Source organism: Thermoclostridium caenicola (genome assembly GCF_900142095.1).
GTDB lineage: Bacteria > Bacillota > Clostridia > DSM-8532 > DSM-8532 > Thermoclostridium_A > Thermoclostridium_A caenicola.
Window position 1 is genome coordinate 122,506 of record NZ_FQZP01000002.1, and the last position, 20,227, is coordinate 142,732.

Annotated in this window: 19 protein-coding genes; 1 reads left to right on the top strand and 18 read right to left on the bottom strand. The window is 53.2% G+C overall.

Going from position 1 to position 20,227, the window contains the following annotated elements; translation table 11 throughout:
- Nucleotides 1-6: 6 nt before the first annotated feature.
- The 10 genes from F3H12_RS01220 to lepA all read right to left on the bottom strand — a co-directional run bounded on the left by F3H12_RS01220 (nt 7) and on the right by lepA (nt 11,595).
- Complete coding sequence (locus tag F3H12_RS01220; RefSeq protein ID WP_149677513.1) at nt 7-384, bottom strand: response regulator; 378 nt, start codon at nt 382-384, stop codon at nt 7-9.
- Nucleotides 384-1,130 carry a 16S rRNA (uracil(1498)-N(3))-methyltransferase gene (locus tag F3H12_RS01225; RefSeq protein ID WP_149677514.1) on the bottom strand — a complete coding sequence of 249 codons (747 nt, stop codon included), beginning with the start codon at nt 1,128-1,130 and terminating at the stop codon, nt 384-386. Before F3H12_RS01225 ends, F3H12_RS01220 begins: the two co-directional genes overlap by 1 nt.
- A complete protein-coding gene (prmA, locus tag F3H12_RS01230; protein WP_149677515.1) occupies nt 1,123-2,055 on the bottom strand; it encodes a 50S ribosomal protein L11 methyltransferase in 933 nt (310 codons plus the stop codon). The genes F3H12_RS01225 and prmA overlap by 8 nt, the downstream gene beginning before the upstream one ends.
- A 17-nt stretch (nt 2,056-2,072) precedes the next feature.
- Complete coding sequence (gene dnaJ, locus F3H12_RS01235; protein WP_149677516.1) at nt 2,073-3,212, bottom strand: molecular chaperone DnaJ; 1,140 nt, start codon at nt 3,210-3,212, stop codon at nt 2,073-2,075.
- A 286-nt stretch (nt 3,213-3,498) separates the two neighbouring features.
- Nucleotides 3,499-5,340, bottom strand: a complete 1,842-nt coding sequence (dnaK, locus tag F3H12_RS01240) for a molecular chaperone DnaK (RefSeq protein ID WP_149677517.1) — start codon at nt 5,338-5,340, stop codon at nt 3,499-3,501.
- Between the two features lie 45 nt (nt 5,341-5,385).
- Complete coding sequence (gene grpE / locus F3H12_RS01245; RefSeq protein WP_149677518.1) at nt 5,386-6,015, bottom strand: nucleotide exchange factor GrpE; 630 nt, start codon at nt 6,013-6,015, stop codon at nt 5,386-5,388.
- Nucleotides 6,016-6,049: 34 nt separating this feature from the next.
- The gene (gene hrcA, locus F3H12_RS01250; RefSeq protein ID WP_149677519.1) at nt 6,050-7,105 is read right to left on the bottom strand and encodes a heat-inducible transcriptional repressor HrcA; all 1,056 of its coding nucleotides are present in this window, start codon (nt 7,103-7,105) and stop codon (nt 6,050-6,052) included.
- A gap of 220 nt (nt 7,106-7,325) precedes the next feature.
- Nucleotides 7,326-8,597 carry a hypothetical protein gene (locus tag F3H12_RS01255; protein ID WP_149677520.1) on the bottom strand — a complete coding sequence of 424 codons (1,272 nt, stop codon included), beginning with the start codon at nt 8,595-8,597 and terminating at the stop codon, nt 7,326-7,328.
- A gap of 34 nt (nt 8,598-8,631) precedes the next feature.
- Nucleotides 8,632-9,774 (bottom strand): radical SAM family heme chaperone HemW, encoded by a 1,143-nt coding sequence (gene hemW / locus F3H12_RS01260; RefSeq protein WP_149677521.1) that lies wholly within the window; start codon nt 9,772-9,774, stop codon nt 8,632-8,634.
- 9 nt (nt 9,775-9,783) lie between these two features.
- The gene (gene lepA, locus F3H12_RS01265; RefSeq protein ID WP_149677522.1) at nt 9,784-11,595 is read right to left on the bottom strand and encodes a translation elongation factor 4; all 1,812 of its coding nucleotides are present in this window, start codon (nt 11,593-11,595) and stop codon (nt 9,784-9,786) included.
- A 233-nt stretch (nt 11,596-11,828) separates the two neighbouring features.
- Between lepA and zupT the strand changes: the two genes are divergently transcribed.
- A complete protein-coding gene (gene zupT, locus F3H12_RS01270) occupies nt 11,829-12,635 on the top strand; it encodes a zinc transporter ZupT (protein WP_149677523.1) in 807 nt (268 codons plus the stop codon).
- Nucleotides 12,636-12,730: 95 nt separating this feature from the next.
- Here the strand turns inward: zupT and F3H12_RS01275 are convergent, their stop codons facing one another.
- From F3H12_RS01275 to F3H12_RS01310, 8 genes are all read right to left on the bottom strand, one after another.
- Nucleotides 12,731-12,889, bottom strand: coding sequence for a DUF1540 domain-containing protein (locus F3H12_RS01275; RefSeq protein ID WP_149677524.1), 159 nt, complete (start codon nt 12,887-12,889; stop codon nt 12,731-12,733).
- 71 nt (nt 12,890-12,960) lie between these two features.
- Nucleotides 12,961-14,220 carry a phosphoribosylamine--glycine ligase gene (gene purD / locus F3H12_RS01280; protein ID WP_149677525.1) on the bottom strand — a complete coding sequence of 420 codons (1,260 nt, stop codon included), beginning with the start codon at nt 14,218-14,220 and terminating at the stop codon, nt 12,961-12,963.
- Entirely contained in the window at nt 14,217-14,873 is a 657-nt protein-coding gene (gene purN / locus F3H12_RS01285) for a phosphoribosylglycinamide formyltransferase (protein WP_149677526.1), read from the bottom strand. Before purN ends, purD begins: the two co-directional genes overlap by 4 nt.
- Complete coding sequence (gene purM, locus F3H12_RS01290) at nt 14,867-15,889, bottom strand: phosphoribosylformylglycinamidine cyclo-ligase (RefSeq protein ID WP_149677527.1); 1,023 nt, start codon at nt 15,887-15,889, stop codon at nt 14,867-14,869. The genes purN and purM overlap by 7 nt, the downstream gene beginning before the upstream one ends.
- 21 nt (nt 15,890-15,910) lie before the next feature.
- The gene (purF, locus tag F3H12_RS01295; protein ID WP_149677528.1) at nt 15,911-17,353 is read right to left on the bottom strand and encodes an amidophosphoribosyltransferase; all 1,443 of its coding nucleotides are present in this window, start codon (nt 17,351-17,353) and stop codon (nt 15,911-15,913) included.
- Nucleotides 17,350-17,862, bottom strand: a complete 513-nt coding sequence (gene purE / locus F3H12_RS01300; RefSeq protein ID WP_149677529.1) for a 5-(carboxyamino)imidazole ribonucleotide mutase — start codon at nt 17,860-17,862, stop codon at nt 17,350-17,352. The genes purF and purE overlap by 4 nt, the downstream gene beginning before the upstream one ends.
- 275 nt (nt 17,863-18,137) lie before the next feature.
- The gene (locus F3H12_RS01305; RefSeq protein ID WP_149677530.1) at nt 18,138-19,049 is read right to left on the bottom strand and encodes a DUF2156 domain-containing protein; all 912 of its coding nucleotides are present in this window, start codon (nt 19,047-19,049) and stop codon (nt 18,138-18,140) included.
- Between the two features lie 42 nt (nt 19,050-19,091).
- Nucleotides 19,092-20,177, bottom strand: coding sequence for a 6-phosphofructokinase (locus tag F3H12_RS01310; RefSeq protein WP_149677531.1), 1,086 nt, complete (start codon nt 20,175-20,177; stop codon nt 19,092-19,094).
- Between the last annotated feature and the right edge of the window lie 50 nt (nt 20,178-20,227).

Here is a 20,227-nt window from a genome sequence, read left to right on the forward strand (position 1 = left end):
GTCCCTCTACTCATTCATGGCAAGAACATTCCTGATGGACTGGAAAACCCTCGACTTTTCAAAAGGCTTGACCACAAAATCCTTGGCACCCTGCTTGATAGCCTCTATAACCATGGATTGCTGACCCATGGCAGACACCATGATAATATTGGTTTTGGGGCTTACCTTGAGAATTTCGGGAACTGCCTGTATGCCATCCATCTCTGGCATGGTAATGTCCAGTGTCAGAATATCCGGCTGATACTTTCTGGCCGCTTCAATCGCTTCCCGGCCGTTTGAGGCTTCTGCGACAACCTCATAGTTTTCTTCCTGCTCAATAATCTTTCTCAGCAACGTACGCATAAATATGGCATCATCTGTAATCACAAATGTTGTCTTTCCCATTACTGCATTTCACCCATCTCATACATAATAATGGAAATCCCTGAAATCGCTGCGGTTTCAGTTCTGAGAATCCGATTGCCCAGGCTGGCAGTCTGAATGCCCGCCTGATGCATCGCATCAGCCTCTTCTTCGGCAAAACCGCCTTCCGGACCAATAAATAGCGCAATATTACCAATATCATTAATATTATAACATTTCAATACTTCTTTCAAACATTTTTTTTGCTCGTTCTCATAGAGGGCAATGGCCAGATCCGGACATTCAAACCCCCTTAAAATTTCCTTGAGCGTCAATGGGTTCATGATTTCCGGAACGCATGCCCGTCCGCACTGCTTGGCCGCCTCTACGGCAATCCGGTTCCATCGCGCCATTTTCTTTTCGGTGGATGAACCGTCCAACTGGACCACGGTCCTTTGGGTCAGAACCGGGACAATCCGGTATACGCCCAGTTCCACGGCCTTTTGGATGATTAAGTCCATCTTCTCCATCTTGGGCAGTCCCTGGTAGAGGGTCAGCCGAACGCAGGGCTCGGTGCCGGCGGGATGCGACTCCATGATAACAGCCGTTGCCTGATCCCTTCCGATCGCTGTCAGGCGGGCGGTATATTCCATGCCGTTTCCGTCAAAAACCTGGATGATATCGCCCTTTCCAAGCCTGAGCACCTGGCTGAGATGTTTCAAATCGCTTCCCTGTATGCTGACAACCCCTTCCCCGATCTGCCCGGGATTCACCATAAACCTATGCATGGAATGCCAGCGCCACCCATTCTCCCATTTTTTCTTCTTCCATCAGCCAGAATCCTTCAGCTTCCCATGCGCTAACCACTTCATCCCTTCGGCTTCTGATGATGCCGGACAGGATAATGCGCGTATTTCCATGGGTATAGTTCCGGATGCTGCCGGTCAGAGAAAGGATAACATCGGCGATGATGTTGATCAGGATCAGATCAAAGGGCTGATGGGGTATATCGTCCAGTACGCCCTTGCGCACCTCGATGCGTTGGGCTTCGCCATTGTTGATCACATTTTGCTGCGCCGTTTGTACGGCCGCTTCATCGATATCGACCGCAAGGACGCTTCCGGCACCCAGCTTGGCCGCAACCAGGGACAGGATGGCTGTGCCGCATCCCAGATCCAGAACCCGATCACCGGGGTTCAGGTATTTTTCGCCCAGGACGGCGCACATCCTGGTGGTCTCATGGGTTCCTGTTCCAAAGGCCATGCCGGGATCCAGTTCGATGACGATCTGCCCGTCGCGGGGGGAATAGGCTTCCCAACTGGGCTTGATCACAATTTTATCGGTAAACTGGAACGGTTTGAAATAGGCCTTCCAATTGTCCTTCCATTCGGCGTCATCCCGCACCTGCCAGCGGATGGTTCCCGGGCCGACGTCCATATGACGCGACAGTTCATCTGTTTTCCGGTGAATGCGTGCCAGGAGTTCCTCCGCTTCCGTGCCTTCCGGATAATAGGCCTTGACGACCACATCGGGGCCATAGCTTTCCGCAAGCCCGTCATCGGCATAATCAAGGTACTGGTTCGCCTCCGCTGCCAGCCTGAAGGCCTTCGCGTCCACAATCTCGGTGCCGTTGGCCCCTATCTCCATCATAAAGTCCGACAGAATCTCGGAGGCGCTTTCGCTGGTTGTTACCGATACTTCAATCCACTTCATACATTCTCCTGCAGTACTTATTCCTTATTCGTTCCATCCTTGAACAGATCCCTCATCTTGTTGAAGAAGCCTTTTTTCTGCTCCAGCCCTTCATCGCCGCTGATCTCGGCAAATTGCCGCAGCAGTTCCTTTTGCTTTTGGGACAGCCTGACAGGCACTTCCACATTCACGCGGATATACTGGTCGCCGCGGGCATTGCTCCTCAAATGCTTGATGCCCTTGCCGCGTATCTTGAATACCGTACCGGTCTGGGTCCCCTCAGGGATGGTATAGGTCATTTTCCCGTCGATGGTGGGGATTTCGATATCCGCACCAAGCGCTGCCTGCGCAAAAGATATGGGAACATCGCATACCACATCATATCCTTCCCGCTTGAATATGGGATGCGGTTTGATATGTATGGTTACAAAAAGGTCCCCCGGAGGACCTCCTCTCAGTCCGGGCTCGCCCTCCCCCCTCAGGGGGATGGTCTGGCCTTCATTTATACCGGCCGGGATATTGATACTGATTCGGGAACTCTTGGTTACACGGCCTTTGCCGTTGCATTTTTCACAGGGATGGGTGATAACCTTGCCCTCGCCGCTGCACATGTCACAGGTGCGGACATTGACAAACTGGCCGAAGGGCGTTGACTGGGAATACCGGATTTGGCCGGTGCCATGGCAGTGTTTGCAGGTTTCGGGCTGTGTGCCCGGCTTCGCCCCGGAACCTCCGCAGACGCTGCAAGTCTGGAGCCTTGTCACGTTAAGCTCCTTGGTAGTACCAAAGGCAGCTTCCATAAAGGAGATTTCCATTGCATACTGCAGATCATTGCCGCGCTGAGGGCCGGCCCGCCTGGAGGTTCTGCTCCTGCCAAAGCCCATGAAACTTTCAAAAAGGTCATCAAGGCCGCCAAACCCGAAATCGAAGCCGCCAAAGCCCGCATTGCCGTCAAAAGCGGCATGGCCAAAGCGATCATAATTGGCCCGCTTCTCGCTGTCGCTCAGAACGCTGTACGCCTCATTGATCTCCTTGAACTTGGCCTCAGCTTCCTTGTCACCGGGATTGACATCTGGATGGTATTGCTTCGCAAGCCTTCTGTATGCTTTTTTGATATCGGCCTCGGTAGCGTTTCTGTCTACGCCGAGCACCTCGTAATAATCCCTTTTTTCGGCCAAAAGCCAACCCTCCCATTTTTTCTCGATACCTGTCCGCCATGCATGGATTGTATGGGAAAAGCTGCCGGTTCCTTTCAAAAGCCGGCCTTTGATAATATATCATATCCTAACGGCAACATCCAGAGCGTTGAAAGATATTCCGGAACCCTTGCGCCGTGAGTCGGGAGTGCCGCGCGGATGATGCCTGCAGCATCAGATTATACCCACAAAGATGAAACGGTAGATGCCGGCAATAAACATATTGCGGCACATACCGTTTCATGGGTCAGTCTATGGGAATCCTGTTTTACTTTTTATCGTCCTCGTCCACAACCTTATAGTCCGCGTTGTAGACATTATCCTGCGGTCCGGCATCGCCCGGGTTAAAGCCGCCCTGCGGTCCGCCGGCCTGAGGACCAGCCTGCTGGTATATCTTCTGGGAGATGGCATAGAAGGCTTGTGTCAGGGACTCCTTGGCATTCCTGATAGCCTGTATGTCAGAACCCTTCAGGGCTTCCTTGACCTTCTCAAGCTCTCCCTGGAGCTTGGTTCTGTCTTCGGAACTCAGCTTGTCGCCCAGCTCCTTGAGCGTCTTTTCGGTCTGATAGACCAGGGAGTCGGCCTCATTGCGTGTCTCGACTTCTTCCTTGCGCCTCTTGTCCTCGGCGGCATAACGCTCGGCTTCCTTGACAGCCCGCTGAATCTCTTCCTCGCTGAGGTTGGAGCTGGCTGTAATGGTTATCTTCTGCTCATTGCCGGTGCCCAAATCCTTGGCTGATACATGCACGATACCATTGGCGTCAATATCGAAGGTAACCTCGATCTGCGGAACACCTCTGGGAGCCGGAGGAATACCGGTAAGCTGGAAGTTGCCGAGCAGCTTGTTATGAGCGGCTATTTCGCGCTCGCCCTGGTAGACCTTGATATCCACGCTGGTCTGCCCGTCGGCAGCTGTTGAGAAGATCTGGCTCTTTTTGGTCGGAATGGTGGTGTTGCGCTCAATCAGCTTGGTGAACACACCGCCAAGGGTTTCGATACCCAGCGAGAGGGGCGTAACGTCCAGAAGCAGCAGATCCTTCACCTCGCCGGACAGAACACCTGCCTGGATAGCCGCACCAATGGCCACGCACTCATCCGGATTGATGCCCTTGAAAGGCTCCTTGCCGAGATATTTCTTCACCGCTTCCTGTACCGCAGGAATACGGGTTGAACCGCCCACCAGCAGCACCTTGTCAATATCGTTGGGTGTCAGCCCGGCATCCGACAGGGCCTGCCTGGTCGGTCCCATGGTCTTCTCAACCAAATCGGCGGTCAGTTCCTCGAATTTTGCCCGTGTCAGGGTCATATCCAGGTGCTTGGGACCGGTGGCGTCGGCGGTGATAAAGGGCAGATTGATACTGGTCTGGGTAACGCCCGAGAGCTCGATCTTGGCTTTCTCGGCCGCTTCCTTGAGCCTTTGCATGGCCATCTTGTCGGTTCTCAGATCAATGCCTGTATCCATTTTGAAGTTGTCGGCCAGCCAGTCGATGATGCGCTGGTCGAAATCGTCGCCGCCAAGGCGGTTGTTACCGCTGGTGGCCAGCACCTCAAACACGCCGTCTCCGATCTCCAGGATGGACACGTCAAAGGTACCGCCGCCCAGGTCGAACACCAGGATCTTCTGGTCCTTTTCCTTGTCGAGGCCATAGGCCAGCGCTGCGGCGGTGGGCTCGTTGATGATCCTTAAAACCTCAAGCCCGGCAATCTTTCCTGCATCCTTTGTTGCCTGTCGCTGGGAGTCGGAGAAATAGGCCGGTACGGTAATCACCGCCTGGGTTACAGACTCGCCCAGATAAGCTTCCGCGTCGGCCTTCAGTTTCTGCAGGATCATGGCCGAGATTTCCTGGGGCGTGTAGTTTTTATCGTCAATCTTGACCCTTCTGTCGGTACCCATATCCCGCTTGATAGAAATAACCGTGCGTTCGGGATTGGTAATGGCCTGTCTTTTTGCAACCTGTCCCACCAGGCGCTCACCGGTCTTGGAAAACGCCACGATGGACGGTGTGGTACGGCTCCCTTCAGCATTGGGGATAACAACAGGTTCTCCGCCTTCCATAACGGCAACGCATGAGTTGGTTGTACCAAGGTCTATCCCAATCACTTTTCCCATAGTTCTATCACTCCCGTTTTATAAAAAATTAAGGCCAAAGAAAGTCTAATTAGCCACCTTCACCATGGAATGGCGGATGACAGTCTGATCCTTGTAGATATAGCCTTTCTGGAACTCCTCAACAATCTCGCCGGCGCCGTAGTTTTCGTCCTCAACGTGCATCACCGCATTATGGAGTTCCGGATCAAAGGTTTTGCCAACCGCCTCAATAGGTTTTACGCCCATTTTCTCCAAAATGTCTGTCATCTGCCTGAATATCATGTTGATGCCTTCCTGCAGGCTCTTTCCATCGCCGGTCTCAGAAGCAGCGGATACAGCGCGCTCCAGGTTATCGACCACGGGCAGGAACCTGGAAACCACATCACACAAGGAATCGCTGTACAGCTTCTCCTTCTCCCGGCTGGTACGCTTGCGGAAATTATCGTATTCGGCCGCCAGGCGCTGCAGCCTGTCGGTCAGCTCGCCTATTTCATTTTCCTTTTGCTGGAGGGCTTGTTTCAACGCATCAACTGACTCTCCCGGATCGCCGCCTGCAGTTTCAGATCCACCGGCACCATTTTCCGGTTTGCCATCGGCCTGCGCGACTTCCTCCCGATTGGGGGAAGACTCCGTTCCACTGTCCGCAGCCATGCTGTCTCCAGGCTGGTTCATCTCGGGTAAATCCTTAGCGCTCATTCAAAACTTCCTTTCAATAGATATTGTTTTCTTATTATTCTTCCTCATCGAAAATGCGCATAATTTCCTTATCGATCAGTTCCTTTATATAGAGTATGGAGGAAACCACTTTCCCATAAGTCATCCGTGTAGGACCGATGATGCTGATGGCACCGGTACTCCTGCCCTCATGGCCATACACGGTGGTCACCACGCTGAGTTCCTTCAGCGGATCAATCTCATTTTCGCTTCCGATCCTGACCTGAAGCTTCCGCTCGTTCAGGGCGCGTTTTACCAGCGTATTGATCACATCCTGCCCGTGCAGCAGTTCGAGCACCTCCCGTGCTTTAAGGAGATCGCTGAACTCGGGAAAATTCAACAGGTTGGTTACGCCGTCAAGATAGACATCGATATTTTCAATACGCCTGATGCACTCCTGTACCGCATCCAGAACCAGTGTGAGCAATGTTTCGGGCAGATGGGTCACAATCGTCAGATCAGCTGCCAGGGGTACTGTGGCGTTGCAGAGTTTCTTTCCGGCAAGCCTGGTGTTGAGTACATTGGTCAGCCTGACGAGGCTCCCTTCATCGACCATCTCGTTATGTCTGACCATTTTGTTGCGTACAATGCCGCCCTCGACAACCAGCACCACCAGCAGATGTTTATCATCAATAGCAACGACCTGTACCGATTTGATGAGCGTTCCCGAAAGCTGAGGCGACATTACAATGGTGGGATACCCTGTAAAGGAGGAAATGATGCTGCATGCCTTCTTGAAAAGCTGATTCAGTTCCTCCACGCGGTCCTCCATCGCCTGCCTGATCTGGAGTATCTCTTCCTGTGCCAGCTGGTAAGCCTGCATCAGGTGATCCACATAAAACCGATACCCCTTGTCCGACGGAACCCGTCCGGCTGATGTATGAGGCTGAGTAATATATCCCAGTTCCTCCAGATCGGCCATCTCATTTCTGATGGTAGCCGAACCCAGACCAAGATCATGCTTCCGGGCAATCGTTCTTGAACCGACAGGTTGGGCTGATTGGATGTAAACATCGATAATGGATTTCAGTATGTTTTTTTTTCTGTCGTTAAGCTCATTTTCCCAGGCCATTGCTTCACCCCCTCATCACAAGCTTGGGAGCATGGAGCTTGATTCAATCAAAATAAAATCCCGGATCGGTAATGACCGGTCTGATTGTTAGCACTCTCCACTGTTGAGTGCTAACACAATCTAAAAATATCATTGACCCTCGGGTTTGTCAAGAGGCTATCACCCTGACCGGGGTTGGAGCAACGGAATGCAGGAAATGCAGGAAAAGCAGGTATGTCGGTTATCTCTGGATAATGATGGAAATGCGAACGCCCCCGCCTTCCATATCATCGATGGACAGGCGGCACTGCAGGTCAGAAAGCCTTGATGCTACCTCTGTCCAGCGGGCGTCAGACTTGAACACTTCTATGTCTATCACCTGGTCTCCGGTGATATCGATATGTACGGAATTGCCTTCTTCATAGGCAACCACTTCAACGCTTCCGATCCGCCTTGCCGCATCGGTTTCGGTATAGGCCTTCTCCAGAAGCAGCTTGATCAGCTCGCCCAGGGGATAAACGATCTTGTCGGCGATCTCCTTATCCACCTCGATGTTCTCGCCCATGGTAGAAAACATGACTTCCAGGTGATTCTCCTCGATAATGGTGCAGGCTGCATGCGTCAGCTTCTGGAAGGTTTGCTGCAGCGTCACCATGCGGAGTTCCTTCAGGATACTTTTGACATCCTGGACCATGTTGAAAGCCTTTGACACATTCATGGTAAGAGCGTCATTGCTGCCGAATCGCAATACGGCCTCATCCCTTACCGAATCAAAGATATTGCCGATGTTGCCAATGATTCCGATGATCTGATCCAGTCTTTCAAGCGGTATCTTGACATACTGATCCGAGGAACCGGCGTTCCTGATCTTCTGCATGCGGATAGCCTTGATGATGTCTGAAACGTCGACCTTCTTTTCCCTGAGGACGATCTCGCCGAATTTCATCCGCTTGAAGACGCTGTTCTGCTTTCTGAGCACGTCTTCCACTTCGTCATGCTTCAGGGCGCCTTCGGCAACAAGGATTTCACCGATACGGGCGCCTTTTACGGGAGGCTGGCGCACCTCAAGGATGATGTCGTCCTTCAGCTTCTGGATATTTCTGATATGCTGCTCAACCTCACCCAGGAACTGGGTGCTTTTTGTCTCTTCGCTGCCTTCGCAAATCTTTCTGATGAATCTGACTGAAACCAGTATGAGGTTGATAGAGCTTTTCCCGGCCGGAGTACCGTATTTTCTCATGGTCTCGAGAAGTTCCTCCGTGGTCGCGGCTATCTTTCCGCAGACAGCATCGTGCAAAAGCCCGGCCAGGCCTCTGATGGTATGGAAGCTGCAGTAAATTGAATTCAAATGTTCCGCGTTTCCCGGTTCCATCTCGAGATCCACCAGTTCCAATTCAATCCCTTCCAGGGTTTCCTTGATCTCACTGATGAAATCTTCCATATAGTTCCTGCTGATTTCTGCGAGCCCGGGAACTGATGAAGCTGCTTCCCTAACATCCCTAATCTCCATCACAACATAGCCTCCCCATACACTCTACCGGAAAAACTCAGATAAACTCAACAAATACCTGATTGGCAAGATCCATACCTCTTTTTGTCAATCTTACCACAGAACCTTCCAGCTCAACAAGCTTTCTTTCAGCCAGTTTTTCGAGTTTTTCCCGGTATTTCAGCCTCACATCGGTATGATAAACGGTTGACAGCTCATCCAAATCAACGCCTTCGGTCAGCCTCAACCCGAGTATCATGCTCTCGGACAGTCCTTCCTCGTCCGGCACAGGATAACATTCGTCCAAAACCGGATTTCCGCGCGCCATGCCCTCCATATACAGCCGGATATCCGAGGTGTTGGCGCTGCGCTGACAGTTGTGGAACGAATGTGCCGCGGCACCAAACCCCAGGTACTCTCCTCTCTGCCAGTAATTCATATTATGTCGGCAGCGATGATGTGGTTTCGCCGCGTTGGAAAGCTCGTACTGCTCCAATCCGGCTTCCCCCAGCATTTCCATAGCCGTATGGTACATGCTGCGTTCCAGTTCTTCATCGGGATCCTGCCATTTTCCCTCTCGCTTCATCCTGCCGAAGGGCGTATCCTCTTCTATGGTCAGACTGTAGCAGGAAACATGCGGAATCCGATGGGACAAAACCCTGGACAGCGTCTCCAGCCAGTCGTCCATGGTCTGATGAGGGATCCCGAATATTATATCGGCATTTATGTTGGAAAAACCATGCCTTTGTGCCATGGAAACCGCCTCATCGAATTGCCTGGCCGTATGAACCCTTCCCAGAAACTTCAGCAGACGGTCCTGGTAAGCCTGAAGCCCGATGCTGAGCCTGTTAATCCCGGCATCCAGATAGGCCTTGACTTTATCCTCGTCCAGCGTTCCCGGATTGGCTTCAATGGTGATTTCGGCGTCAGGCAGAAGGCGGTAATGCCTGCGCACCGCATCCATGATGCTGAGAATAAAAGCATAAGGGAGAAGCGAGGGGGTACCCCCGCCGATGAACAGGGACATGACGCGGCGCCCGGCGGCTGTTTCCGATTTGAGCTCCAGTTCCCTGATAACCGCCCGGATATAAGGCTCCCAAATCGATTCCATGCCGGACCACGAGGCAAAATCGCAGTACCGGCACTTCCTCACACAAAAGGGAATATGGATATAGATACCGATATCCTGAGTTCCTGTCATGCCATTGCCTCACAGATCCAGCTTCAGCACGCTCATGAAGGCTTCCTGAGGCACCTCTACGCTGCCCACCTGGCGCATCCTTTTCTTGCCTTCCTTCTGCTTTTCAAGCAGTTTCTTCTTACGGGTGATATCGCCGCCATAGCACTTGGCCAGAACATCCTTGCGGAATGCCTTGACGGTTTCCCTGGCTATGATCTTGTTGCCGATACAGGCCTGGATGGGAATCTCAAACATCTGCCTTGGAATGGTTTCCTTCAGCTTTTCAGCCATCCTGCGCCCCCTGGCATAGGCCTTGTCGACATGGACGATAAAGGACAGGGCGTCGACAACCTCGCCGTTGAGCCTGATATCCAGTTTCACCAGCTTGGATTCCTTGTAGCCCGACAGTTCATAGTCCAATGAGGCATAGCCCCTCGACCTGGATTTCAGGGCGTCAAAGAAATCATAGACAATTTCGTTCAGGGGCATCTCATAGTTCAGCATGACACGGGTGGCTTCCAGGTAATCCATCCCCAGGAAGTTGCCCCGCCTGTCCTGGCAAAGCTCCATAATGCTTCCCACATACTCGGTGGGCGTCATGATGGTAGCCTTGACCACGGGTTCCTCCATAGAGGCAATCTCCGTGGGATCCGGCATATTGGTCGGATTATCCAGCAGGATAACCTCGCCATTGGTCTTGGTAATCCGGTAAATCACGCTGGGCGCCGTGGTCACGATGTCCAGGTTATATTCCCGCTCCAATCGTTCCTGGATGATCTCCATGTGCAAAAGACCCAAAAAGCCGCAGCGGAAACCGAGCCCCAGGGCAACCGAGGTCTCCGGCTCAAACATCAGGGCTGCGTCATTCAGCTGCAATTTTTCCAGGGAGTCCCTCAAATCATTGTATTTGGAGCCATCGGCAGGGTATATGCCGCAGAACACCATGGGCACGGCTTTCTTATAACCCGGAAGCGGTTCTTTGGCCGGGTTGGAGGCCAGCGTGATGGTATCTCCCACGCGGCAGTTGCGCACATCCTTGATGCCGGCGCAGATATAGCCCACCTCTCCGGCCATCAGGGCATCGGATGGTATCTGACCGCCGGGCCTCAAGTATCCCAGTTCGGTTACCACGTATTCCTTCTCGGTATGCATCATCCGGATGGTCTGGCCGGGCGACACCCTGCCTTCCATCACGCGCACATAGGCAATGACGCCTTTGTAGGAATCGTAGTAGGAGTCGAATATCAGGGCGCGCAAGGGTGCATCCTCATCCCCGCGGGGAGCCGGAATATCCGATATGATTCGCTTGATAACGCTTTCTATATTGATACCGTTCTTTGCCGATATCTGGGGAGCATTCTGGGCCTCCAGCCCGATGACATCCTCAATCTCCCTGATGACCTCGTCCGGCCTGGCGCTGGGGAGATCGATCTTGTTGATGACCGGTACAATCTCCAGATCATGCTCCAGGGCCAGGTAAACATTGGCCAGCGTCTGGGCCTCAATCCCCTGGGACGCGTCTACCACCAGCACCGCTCCTTCGCAGGCGGCGATGCTTCGGGATACCTCATAGTTGAAGTCCACATGACCGGGAGTGTCTATCAGGTTCAGGATGTATTCCTCGCCGTCTTCCGCTTTATAGATCATCCTGACAGCCTGGGCCTTGATGGTGATGCCCCGTTCCCGCTCAATCTCCATATTGTCCAGGACCTGTTCCTCCATCTCGCGTTCGGTCAGGACACCGGTCAGCTCCAGCAGCCTGTCGGCCAAAGTGGACTTTCCATGGTCAATATGGGCTATAATACAAAAGTTTCTTATCTTTTTCTGCCTCTCCGTACTCATAAACCATCCCCGTAAAGTGTACAGTAATCTGCTGTGTTTGTTGTTCCTGACAATTATACCATCCTGAATGCACTCTTTAAAGTAGGTAACTCCAAGGCAAGCCGTTGTGCAGTCATGACCTGGTGCTGCATCAAACCAAACCTTCCGATGGCCATTTTCCAAAAAGTGATCATGTCAGTCCGCCCGCTATCATAGATATAACCCGGATAAGCATTGTGAATGGATGAAAACGGATGGTCCCCACAGCTTCCCTGCCCGCCGTGGGGTACGCCCTTGGGGCGGGCATAGCAACCGGGGTCGGCGGACTCCTGGTGCTGCTTTTCAGAAAAACCCATGCCCGGGCGCTTTCCGCCATGCTGGGGTTCTCGGCGGGAATCATGATCTATGTATCCTTCATCGAGCTCTTCCCCGAAGCCGAGGCCATTCTCAGGAACACCCACGGGGAGCAAAGGGGCAAGATCCTTGCCATCCTTTCTTTTTTCTTCGGCATTGTCTTCATCGCCCTGATCGATGAACTCGTCCCCGAGCCCGGCGGAACGTCTGCAAGCGGCAAGCGCCGGAGCGCGGGCTCTCATGCTTCCGGGAAGCTTTACAAGACAGGCATTTTTACCGCCATTGCCGTCACCATTCACAATTTCCCCGAGGGCATCGCCGCCTTTATATCGGGTGTCAGGGATCCCCTCTTCGGTCTTTCCATCGCCCTGGCCATCGCCATTCACAATATCCCGGAAGGCATTTCCATCGCCATGCCGGTCTATTATGCTACCGGGAACCGGGCAAAAGCCTTCTGGCTTTCACTCCTCTCAGGTTTTTCCGAACCTGCTGGCGCTGTTCTGGCCATGCTGATCCTGGGGCCGCTCATCAACGATACTTTGTTCGGCATGGTACTGGCTGCGGTTGCCGGGGTCATGATCTATATTTCCATGGATGAACTGCTTCCCACTGCGAGAGAATATGGAGAGCACTATCTGTCCCTGCTGGGATTCGTGCTGGGCATGGGCGTCATGGCCGTCGGCGTGCTTCTGCTCTTCCATGGATAGAACCCATGCATCATGATGCCCTTTTTATGAAAAAGAGCGGGTAACCCCGCTCCCCAAAGGTGTCACGATTGGATGACGCTATTGCTTCCCTAGAATTATTCCTTCTCAAAGGAGGCGCATTCCGTATCCCTTTCCACATCGGCTTTTTCCTTGGTCTTGGACACATGGATGTGGTCAAGAGCGCAGTAGTCATCCGTCTTGGCATGATATCTGCATTCCTTCACGTTGCAGCCAATTGCTTTATTGGGTCCCATACATTCACCTCCCGGAGTTTATTATTCCGCACGAGGTGTATCGGCATCCCATGAACATAATGACTGAACGCTTATTTTATTCCAATATCACGGCGATAATGCGCATTTTTGAAGTGAATCCGGCTTACGGCGTCATAAGCCTTTCTTCTTGCTTCCTCCAGATCGGAGCCCCGTGCGGTAACCCCCAGGACACGGCCTCCGTTGGTCAGGAATTTTTCTCCTTCCTTTTTGGTTCCCGCGTGGAAAACCATGATATCCGACTGGTTGGCAACCTGATCGAGGCCCGTGATCTCAAAGCCCTTCTCATAGGCTTCAGGATAGCCTCCTGATGCCATGACGACGCATACGGCCGCATCCTCATGCCACTCGATGTCAATCCTGTCCAGTTCCTCGTTGACAACGGCCTGCATGATCTTCAGCAAGTCGGTCTTCAGCCGGGGCATCACTACCTGGCTCTCCGGATCACCGAACCGGGCGTTGTATTCCAGAACCCTTGGGCCTTTCTCAGTGAGCATGAGCCCGAAATACAGCACACCCTTGAACGTCCTGCCTTCCTGATTCATGGCCTCCACAGTGGGCCTGAATATAGTCTCCATGCACTCCCGGGCAATGTCTTCCGTATAAACCCTGCTGGGTGAGAAGGTTCCCATGCCGCCCGTATTGGGGCCCTTATCCTGATCAAAGGCCCGTTTATGATCCTGCACGCTGACCATGGGCTTTATGGTCCTGCCATCGGTAAAGGCCAGGACCGATACCTCCGGACCGGTCAGGAACTCTTCCACCACGATTCGCTGCCCGGCGCTGCCGAACTTTTTGTCCTCCATGATGCTCCTTATCGCCTGGATGGCTTCATCCCGGGTATGGCATATGAGGACGCCCTTCCCCAGGGCCAGGCCGTCAGCCTTCACTACCAGCGGCAATTCGGCCTGACTGACGTATTCCATGGCATCCCGGCTGTTGTCGAAGACGCGGTAATCAGCCGTGGGAATACGGTATTTCTTCATCAGTTCCTTGGCAAACACCTTGCTAGCCTCGATGACGGCCGCATTCTTCCGCGGTCCGAACGCCTTTATTCCCGCTGTCTCCAGCGCATCGACCATGCCGATGGCGAGGGGATCGTCGGGGGCCACCACCACCAGATCGATCTGATGTGCTTTGGAAAAGTTCACGATCCCGTCCACATCCATGGCGCCAAGCGGGACCAGTTCTGCTATTTCACCGATGCCTCCGTTTCCCGGCGCACAGTATAGCTTTGTCACATCTGGGCTCTGGGCCAGCTTCCATACCAGGGCGTGTTCACGTCCGCCGCCGCCCACCACCAATACTTTCATCCGTTGACTTCCTTTCTTTCGGGTGTTTCATTCAGAATGGTCACTCGTCTTCCTTCCACCTTCAGCCTGCCCTGTGCAAACAGCCTGATGGCTTCCGGAAGCAATATCCATTCGGCTTGCTCCATCACCCTGCGCTGCAGGCTTTCAGGTGTGTCGTCTGCCATGACTTCAACCGCCTTTTGCAGGATGATGGGCCCGGAATCATATTCGCAGTCTACAAAGTGCACCGTTGCTCCGGTTACGCGAACGCCATATTCCAGCGCCTTCTTGTGCGGTATAAGGCCATAGAATCCCTTGCCGCAAAAGGCTGGGATCAGGGACGGATGGACGTTGATGACGGCATTCCTGTAAGCCGTAATCACCCGTTCTCCCAGAAGGCTCAAAAAACCAGCCAGCACCACCAGCTGCACATCGTGATGCTTTAAGTGGTTCAATACGGCCTCATCATATGCCTCCTGCGTCTCGAAATCCTTTCTGGATATCACACAGCACGGAATATGATGCTTTTTGGCCCGCTCCAGCGCATAAACGCCGGGCCTGCTTGAAATAACCGTCACAACCCTGCAACCCGGCAATTTCCCACTCTCTATCTGATCCAGAATGGCCTGAAGGTTTGTGCCGCCTCCTGAAACCATCACACCAATATTCAGCATATGACGACCCTCTCCCCGGCCCTGCCGATCTCTCCGATGACGGTTGCCTTTTCACCGAGCGCATTGGCAGTCCGAACCACGTCGTCGGCCACATCGGGTGAAACCGCCAGGACCATGCCGATTCCCATGTTGAAGGTGTTGTACATATCGGCTTCAGGGATATCACCCATCTCCCGGAGCAGATGGAATATGGGCAGAACCTGCCAGCTGCCCTTGTGGATGATAGCGCTTAAGCCCTCGGGAATCATCCTCGGTATGTTTTCTATAAAACCGCCGCCTGTAATATGGGCAATGCCTTTTATTTCATACTTTTCCGCAAGGGAAAGGATGGTTTTCACATAAATGCGTGTCGGAGTAATCAGCTCTTCTCCCAGCGTTTTTCCGAGCCTTTCATGGAACTGGCCGAGGTTCTGGGGATTGGGACTGAATACCTTGCGGACCAGGGAATAACCATTGCTGTGGATGCCTGAAGAAGCAAGGCCAATCAGCCGATCCCCTTCCCGGATGTTTCTGCCGTCGATGATGCGATCCCGATCCACGATACCCACCACAAAACCCGCCAGGTCGTACTCGTCTTCGGGATAGAAACCCGGCATTTCCGCCGTTTCTCCGCCGACCAGGGCACAGCCGGCCTGGATGCATCCGTCGGTAACACCCTTCACGATCTGCTCAACCTTTTCGGGAATCAGCTTGCCTGTGGCGATATAGTCCAGGAAGAACAGGGGCTGGGCTCCGCTGCATGCCACATCGTTGGCGCACATGGCCACGCAGTCTATGCCAACGGTATCATGTTTGTCCATGATGAACGCGATCTTCAGCTTGGTGCCAACGCCGTCGGTACCCGAAACCAGGACCGGCTTTTTGATATTCATGTGTTCAAGGCTGAACAGCCCGCCGAATCCGCCTATTTCATCCAGCACCTCAGGCCTCATGGTTTTCCGGATATGGGACTTCATCAGTTCTACAGCCCGGTAGCCCGCTGTTACATCAACTCCGGCTTCCTTGTATGTAGCCATTCTTCATCCTCCTTGATATGGTTAATCGCATCCCGTGGCGCTTTCGGCCATGTCCGGTGTGATGGGATACTCGCCGGTAAAACATCCGGTGCAAAAACCATTGGGAGCACCCACCGGTGTTTTGATCAGCCCTTCCACGCTCAGGAATCCCAGGCTGTCGGCACCCAGACTTTCCCGGATTTCATCGATGCTCATCCTTGCCGCGATGAGCTGTTTGGTGGATGAGATATCGATACCGAAATAGCAGGGGAACTTGACCGGCGGCGAGCTGATCCGCATGTGCACCTCTTTGGCTCCCGCCTTTTTCAACATCTGGACAAGCTTTCTGGTGGTTGTACCGCGCACGATGGAATCGTCGATCAGCACGATGCGCTTGCCCGCGATCTCCTCCTTGAGCACGTTCAGCTTGATGTCAACGCTCTGCTCCCTCATTTTCTGCTGGGGCTGGATGAAGGTCCTTCCCACATACCGGTTCTTGATCAGCGCCTCACCATAGGGGATACCGGATTGCCGCGAAAAACCGATGGCGGCAGTCAGGCCCGAGTCGGGCACGCCTACCACCAGGTCGGCTTCGGCAGGATGCTCAATGGCCAGCCTCCGGCCGGCTTCCAGGCGGGCTTTATAAACCGAAGCACCGTCGATAAAGCTGTCGGGACGAGCGAAGTAGATATGTTCAAAAATGCAGAAGTGACGAGGCTTTTCGGCTGCCGCTCCTCGGATGGAACGAATCTCTCTTCCCTGGATGAAAACGATTTCGCCAGGTTCAACATCCCGGACAAACTCGGCCCCCACCGCATCAAGGGCACAGGTTTCGGATGCCAGAATAAAAGAATCGTCAAGCTTTCCGATGCACAGCGGCCTCATGCCCCAGGGATCGCGCATGCCGATAAGGCGCTTCTGGGTCATCAGGACAACGGCGTATGAACCTTCCAACTGTTGCATGGTCTTGACGAGTATCTCTTCAAGATCACCTGTTTGAATGCCATAACGGGATATCAGGTTGGCAATGACCTCCGAGTCGGTTGAGGTCTGAAAAATAGCGCCTGATTCTTCAAGTTTCCTTCTGATTTTCTCGGCATTCACCAGATTGCCGTTATGAGCTATGGCCATGCGGCCATCCTTGTAATTGGCCATGAGGGGCTGGCTGTTCTCGATGGAGGTACCGCCGGTGGTGGAATAGCGGCAATGTCCAATGGCAATGGTTCCGTCCAGCCTGTCCAGTATCTTGTCATTGAAGACCTCGGATATGAGTCCCAGTCCCTTATACCCTGTTATGCCGTTCTGATTGGTCACGGCAATGCCGCAGCTTTCCTGTCCCCGGTGCTGCAGGGCGTAGAGGCCGAAATAGACCAGTCTTGCTACGTCAAAGCCATTGTTGTTGAAGACCCCGAAAACACCGCAAGCCTCCCGGGGCTTGTCTTCACACTCAGGACATTCAAAGAACGAAATCCGGTTCTCCATCATTGCGCGGCACCTCTCAATCGGGCCTGGAGCTGCTCGTTTTTCCTGTCAACGGCTTCGGCCATTTTTTTCTTATAGGCGTGCATCCTGTCACGCAGCTCGGGGTAAGCGCCGCTCATGATCTGGACGGCAAGAAGCGCGGCATTCTCGCTTCCGTTAATGGCCACCGTGGCCACCGGGACGCCTGCCGGCATCTGGACGATGGACAGGAGCGCATCCAGTCCGTCCAACGTGGAAGATTTAATGGGAATGCCTATAACGGGCAGAACGGTGTAAGCGGCCAGTACACCGGGAAGATGAGCCGCCTTGCCTGCCGCGGCGATGATTACGTCATATCCTTCGCTTTCGGCGTTTCTGGCAAGTTCAGCAGCCCGGTCAGGCGTACGGTGGGCCGAGCAAACCGTCACCGACGTTTCCACGCCAAATTCCTTCAGAATGTTCAGACATCCTTCCAAAACGGGAAAATCCGAGTCACTGCCCATCACAATGGCTACCTTTGGCTTTTTTGACATGGCGTTATCCTTCCTTTGGCGATTGGTTTGATCTATTTGGGTCGTTCTGTTTCAGGATGAGACCGGTCATAGAAATGCCGGCTCCAAAACATGAACGAATCAGCCGATACCTTGCAAAAAATGATAAAACGGGCTGGAACGCCAACCCTTAATTGGTTATGATACAAGATAATACTATAAAAACACACATTGCTTTGTCAATGTCGAATCCGCCAAAGTATGCCGGATGCCGGCCGTCCTCATTGTTCAATCTTTACCGCCCAAAATGGCCGTGCTCAGGTACGGCATCGCACCAGGTATTTGTTCACCATTAAAACAGGATAATAGGACTCCTTGGCTTTCCTGAGCCCCTCTTTGCCCAGGTCTTCCTCCCTGTTCACATATTGGCAGTCTGTCCATTCCCTTGCGCAGAACTCCCGGTTGATGAACGTATAAATGCCGTGAATCTCGGCATTGCCTTTTTCAACCCTCACGGCGGCCACCTCGTCGCTCAGCCTTTCGCCAACGGTAAAGGCTTCTGCCTTCCCATTTACCCGGACAAGCCCGCCCTTGAGGTCAAACCTGTCCCAGTTATCCAGGAAATCATTGCAGGCCAGCCGTTCGCAGTTATCGGGATGCTGGCATTCCTCATGCTTCGCGCACCATTCTTCGAACACCCGCTTGCATTCCTCAATGTTTTCGGGGCCGACGGGCACATATTCATGATCCGGATAGCCGCGCAGGAACTGGCTGATATGGTTTCTTTTCCGGCTGTATTTCTTGCCGGCAAGCTGTGCCAGATCGCTGGACGCATAGACGTAATCCGAAGCCTCCGGGAGATGAACCACCTCGGCACGGGTCTGGTAAAATTCAGTCAGAAGGGGGACCTTGTCCTCCTCCACCCGGCCGAAGGCCAGATCGAAATGCTGCTCCCTGAAATGGCTTTCAATAGCTTCAAGGGCCTTTTTAAAACCATCGCTGTCACGCTGCCCGTCCACAGGGATGGGGCAGAAGGCAAATGGGAAAGCCGTTCTCGGATTGCACACAAGGCAGAGATGGTTTCCGAATATGCCGAATCGCAGGTTGTAATCCCGCCGCCATGCATACAGGTATGGAAAGGTATATTCGGAGGATATGGGCCGCATGCGTTTCAGGATGGGCGCTATCAGGCCCTGATCCTCCAGGGTTATTTCTCTGAAATCACTCATAATCCATCTGCTTTCTAAAATGTCTGCCAGGAAGCGGTTGGTTCAGTCGCCGAAGCTGACGCCGATGCTCCTGGCTATCTTCACCAGTTCCCCGTCCAGAGGAACCGTTTTGACCTTTCCGGCCACATCGGCGATTTGAACCGGACAATGCTGGTCGTTTCGGATGGCTGCCATCATGTTATACTGCCCTTCAGCAATCAGGTTTACAGCCGAAACTCCCAGCCGCGTGCTCAGGATGCGGTCATAGGGCGAAGGCTCACCTCCCCGCTGGAGATAGCCCAAAACGGTAACTTTCACTTCCAGGCGGGTCAATTTTTCAAGTTCGGCCGCCAAACGGCTGCCTGAGCCGTTGAAAGGCTGTACGTCATCATCTGCAAGGGGATCCTGGGAAAGGTTATCACCAAGGGGTCTGCTGCCTTCCGACACCACGATGATGCTGAAGCCTTTCCCCTGGTTCTTGCGCTCCAGGATGCGCCTGGCCACCTTCCTGGTATCGTAGGGGATCTCGGGAATCAGGATGATGTCAGCGCCACCGGCAATCCCTGCTTCAAGGGATACCCATCCCGAGGCGGCTCCCATGACCTCCAGGATCATGACCCGGTGATGGGATTCTGCTGTTGAATGCAGTTTGTCCAATGCCTGCGTGGCCGTATTCACACTGGTCATGAAACCGATGGTCACATCGGTCTCCGGCACGTCGTTATCAATGGTCTTGGGGATGGCCACAATGCGGATTCCCTTTTCCTTAATGAGCCTGTGGGCAATATTGATGGTGTTGGTGCCGCCAATAACGATCAGGCACTGGATATCGTGCATTCTCAAGGTATCCGCAACCCTGTCACTCAAATCCCTGTACTGTTTTTCCCCGTCATGGTCCACAAGGACCCTGAAGGGATCGAAATTGTTGGTAGTTCCCAGTATGGTTCCGCCTCTGTCCAGCAGGCCCGACACATCTGAGAGCCCAAGCTTCATGAAACGGTTGTATACCAACCCCAAATAGCCATCCTTGAAGCCGATAACCTCATAGCCGTAGTTGTTGATGGCTGTCTTGACTACTGCCCGTATGACTGAATTCAACCCGGGGCAGTCCCCGCCTCCGGTTAACAGACCAATCCTGAACTTGGACATCTTATCATCCTCCCGAAGCGTTTTTCAGTATATTATGGTGCTTATTGTGC

Coding starts and splice junctions, on each gene's coding strand:
- grpE (WP_149677518.1), bottom strand. CDS start 6,015: ATGAGCGCTAAGGATTTACCCGAGATGAACCAGCCTGGAGACAGCATG.
- purD (WP_149677525.1), bottom strand. CDS start 14,220: ATGAAAGTATTGGTGGTGGGCGGCGGCGGACGTGAACACGCCCTGGTA.
- F3H12_RS01275 (WP_149677524.1), bottom strand. CDS start 12,889: ATGGGACCCAATAAAGCAATTGGCTGCAACGTGAAGGAATGCAGATAT.
- F3H12_RS01220 (WP_149677513.1), bottom strand. CDS start 384: ATGGGAAAGACAACATTTGTGATTACAGATGATGCCATATTTATGCGT.
- lepA (WP_149677522.1), bottom strand. CDS start 11,595: ATGAGTACGGAGAGGCAGAAAAAGATAAGAAACTTTTGTATTATAGCC.
- F3H12_RS01305 (WP_149677530.1), bottom strand. CDS start 19,049: ATGAGTGATTTCAGAGAAATAACCCTGGAGGATCAGGGCCTGATAGCG.
- hemW (WP_149677521.1), bottom strand. CDS start 9,774: ATGACAGGAACTCAGGATATCGGTATCTATATCCATATTCCCTTTTGT.
- dnaK (WP_149677517.1), bottom strand. CDS start 5,340: ATGGGAAAAGTGATTGGGATAGACCTTGGTACAACCAACTCATGCGTT.
- hrcA (WP_149677519.1), bottom strand. CDS start 7,105: ATGGCCTGGGAAAATGAGCTTAACGACAGAAAAAAAAACATACTGAAA.
- purN (WP_149677526.1), bottom strand. CDS start 14,873: ATGCTGAATATTGGTGTGATGGTTTCAGGAGGCGGCACAAACCTTCAG.
- zupT (WP_149677523.1), top strand. CDS start 11,829: ATGGTCCCCACAGCTTCCCTGCCCGCCGTGGGGTACGCCCTTGGGGCG.
- purM (WP_149677527.1), bottom strand. CDS start 15,889: ATGGCTACATACAAGGAAGCCGGAGTTGATGTAACAGCGGGCTACCGG.
- F3H12_RS01225 (WP_149677514.1), bottom strand. CDS start 1,130: ATGCATAGGTTTATGGTGAATCCCGGGCAGATCGGGGAAGGGGTTGTC.
- F3H12_RS01310 (WP_149677531.1), bottom strand. CDS start 20,177: ATGTCCAAGTTCAGGATTGGTCTGTTAACCGGAGGCGGGGACTGCCCC.
- purF (WP_149677528.1), bottom strand. CDS start 17,353: ATGATGGAGAACCGGATTTCGTTCTTTGAATGTCCTGAGTGTGAAGAC.
- purE (WP_149677529.1), bottom strand. CDS start 17,862: ATGTCAAAAAAGCCAAAGGTAGCCATTGTGATGGGCAGTGACTCGGAT.
- prmA (WP_149677515.1), bottom strand. CDS start 2,055: ATGAAGTGGATTGAAGTATCGGTAACAACCAGCGAAAGCGCCTCCGAG.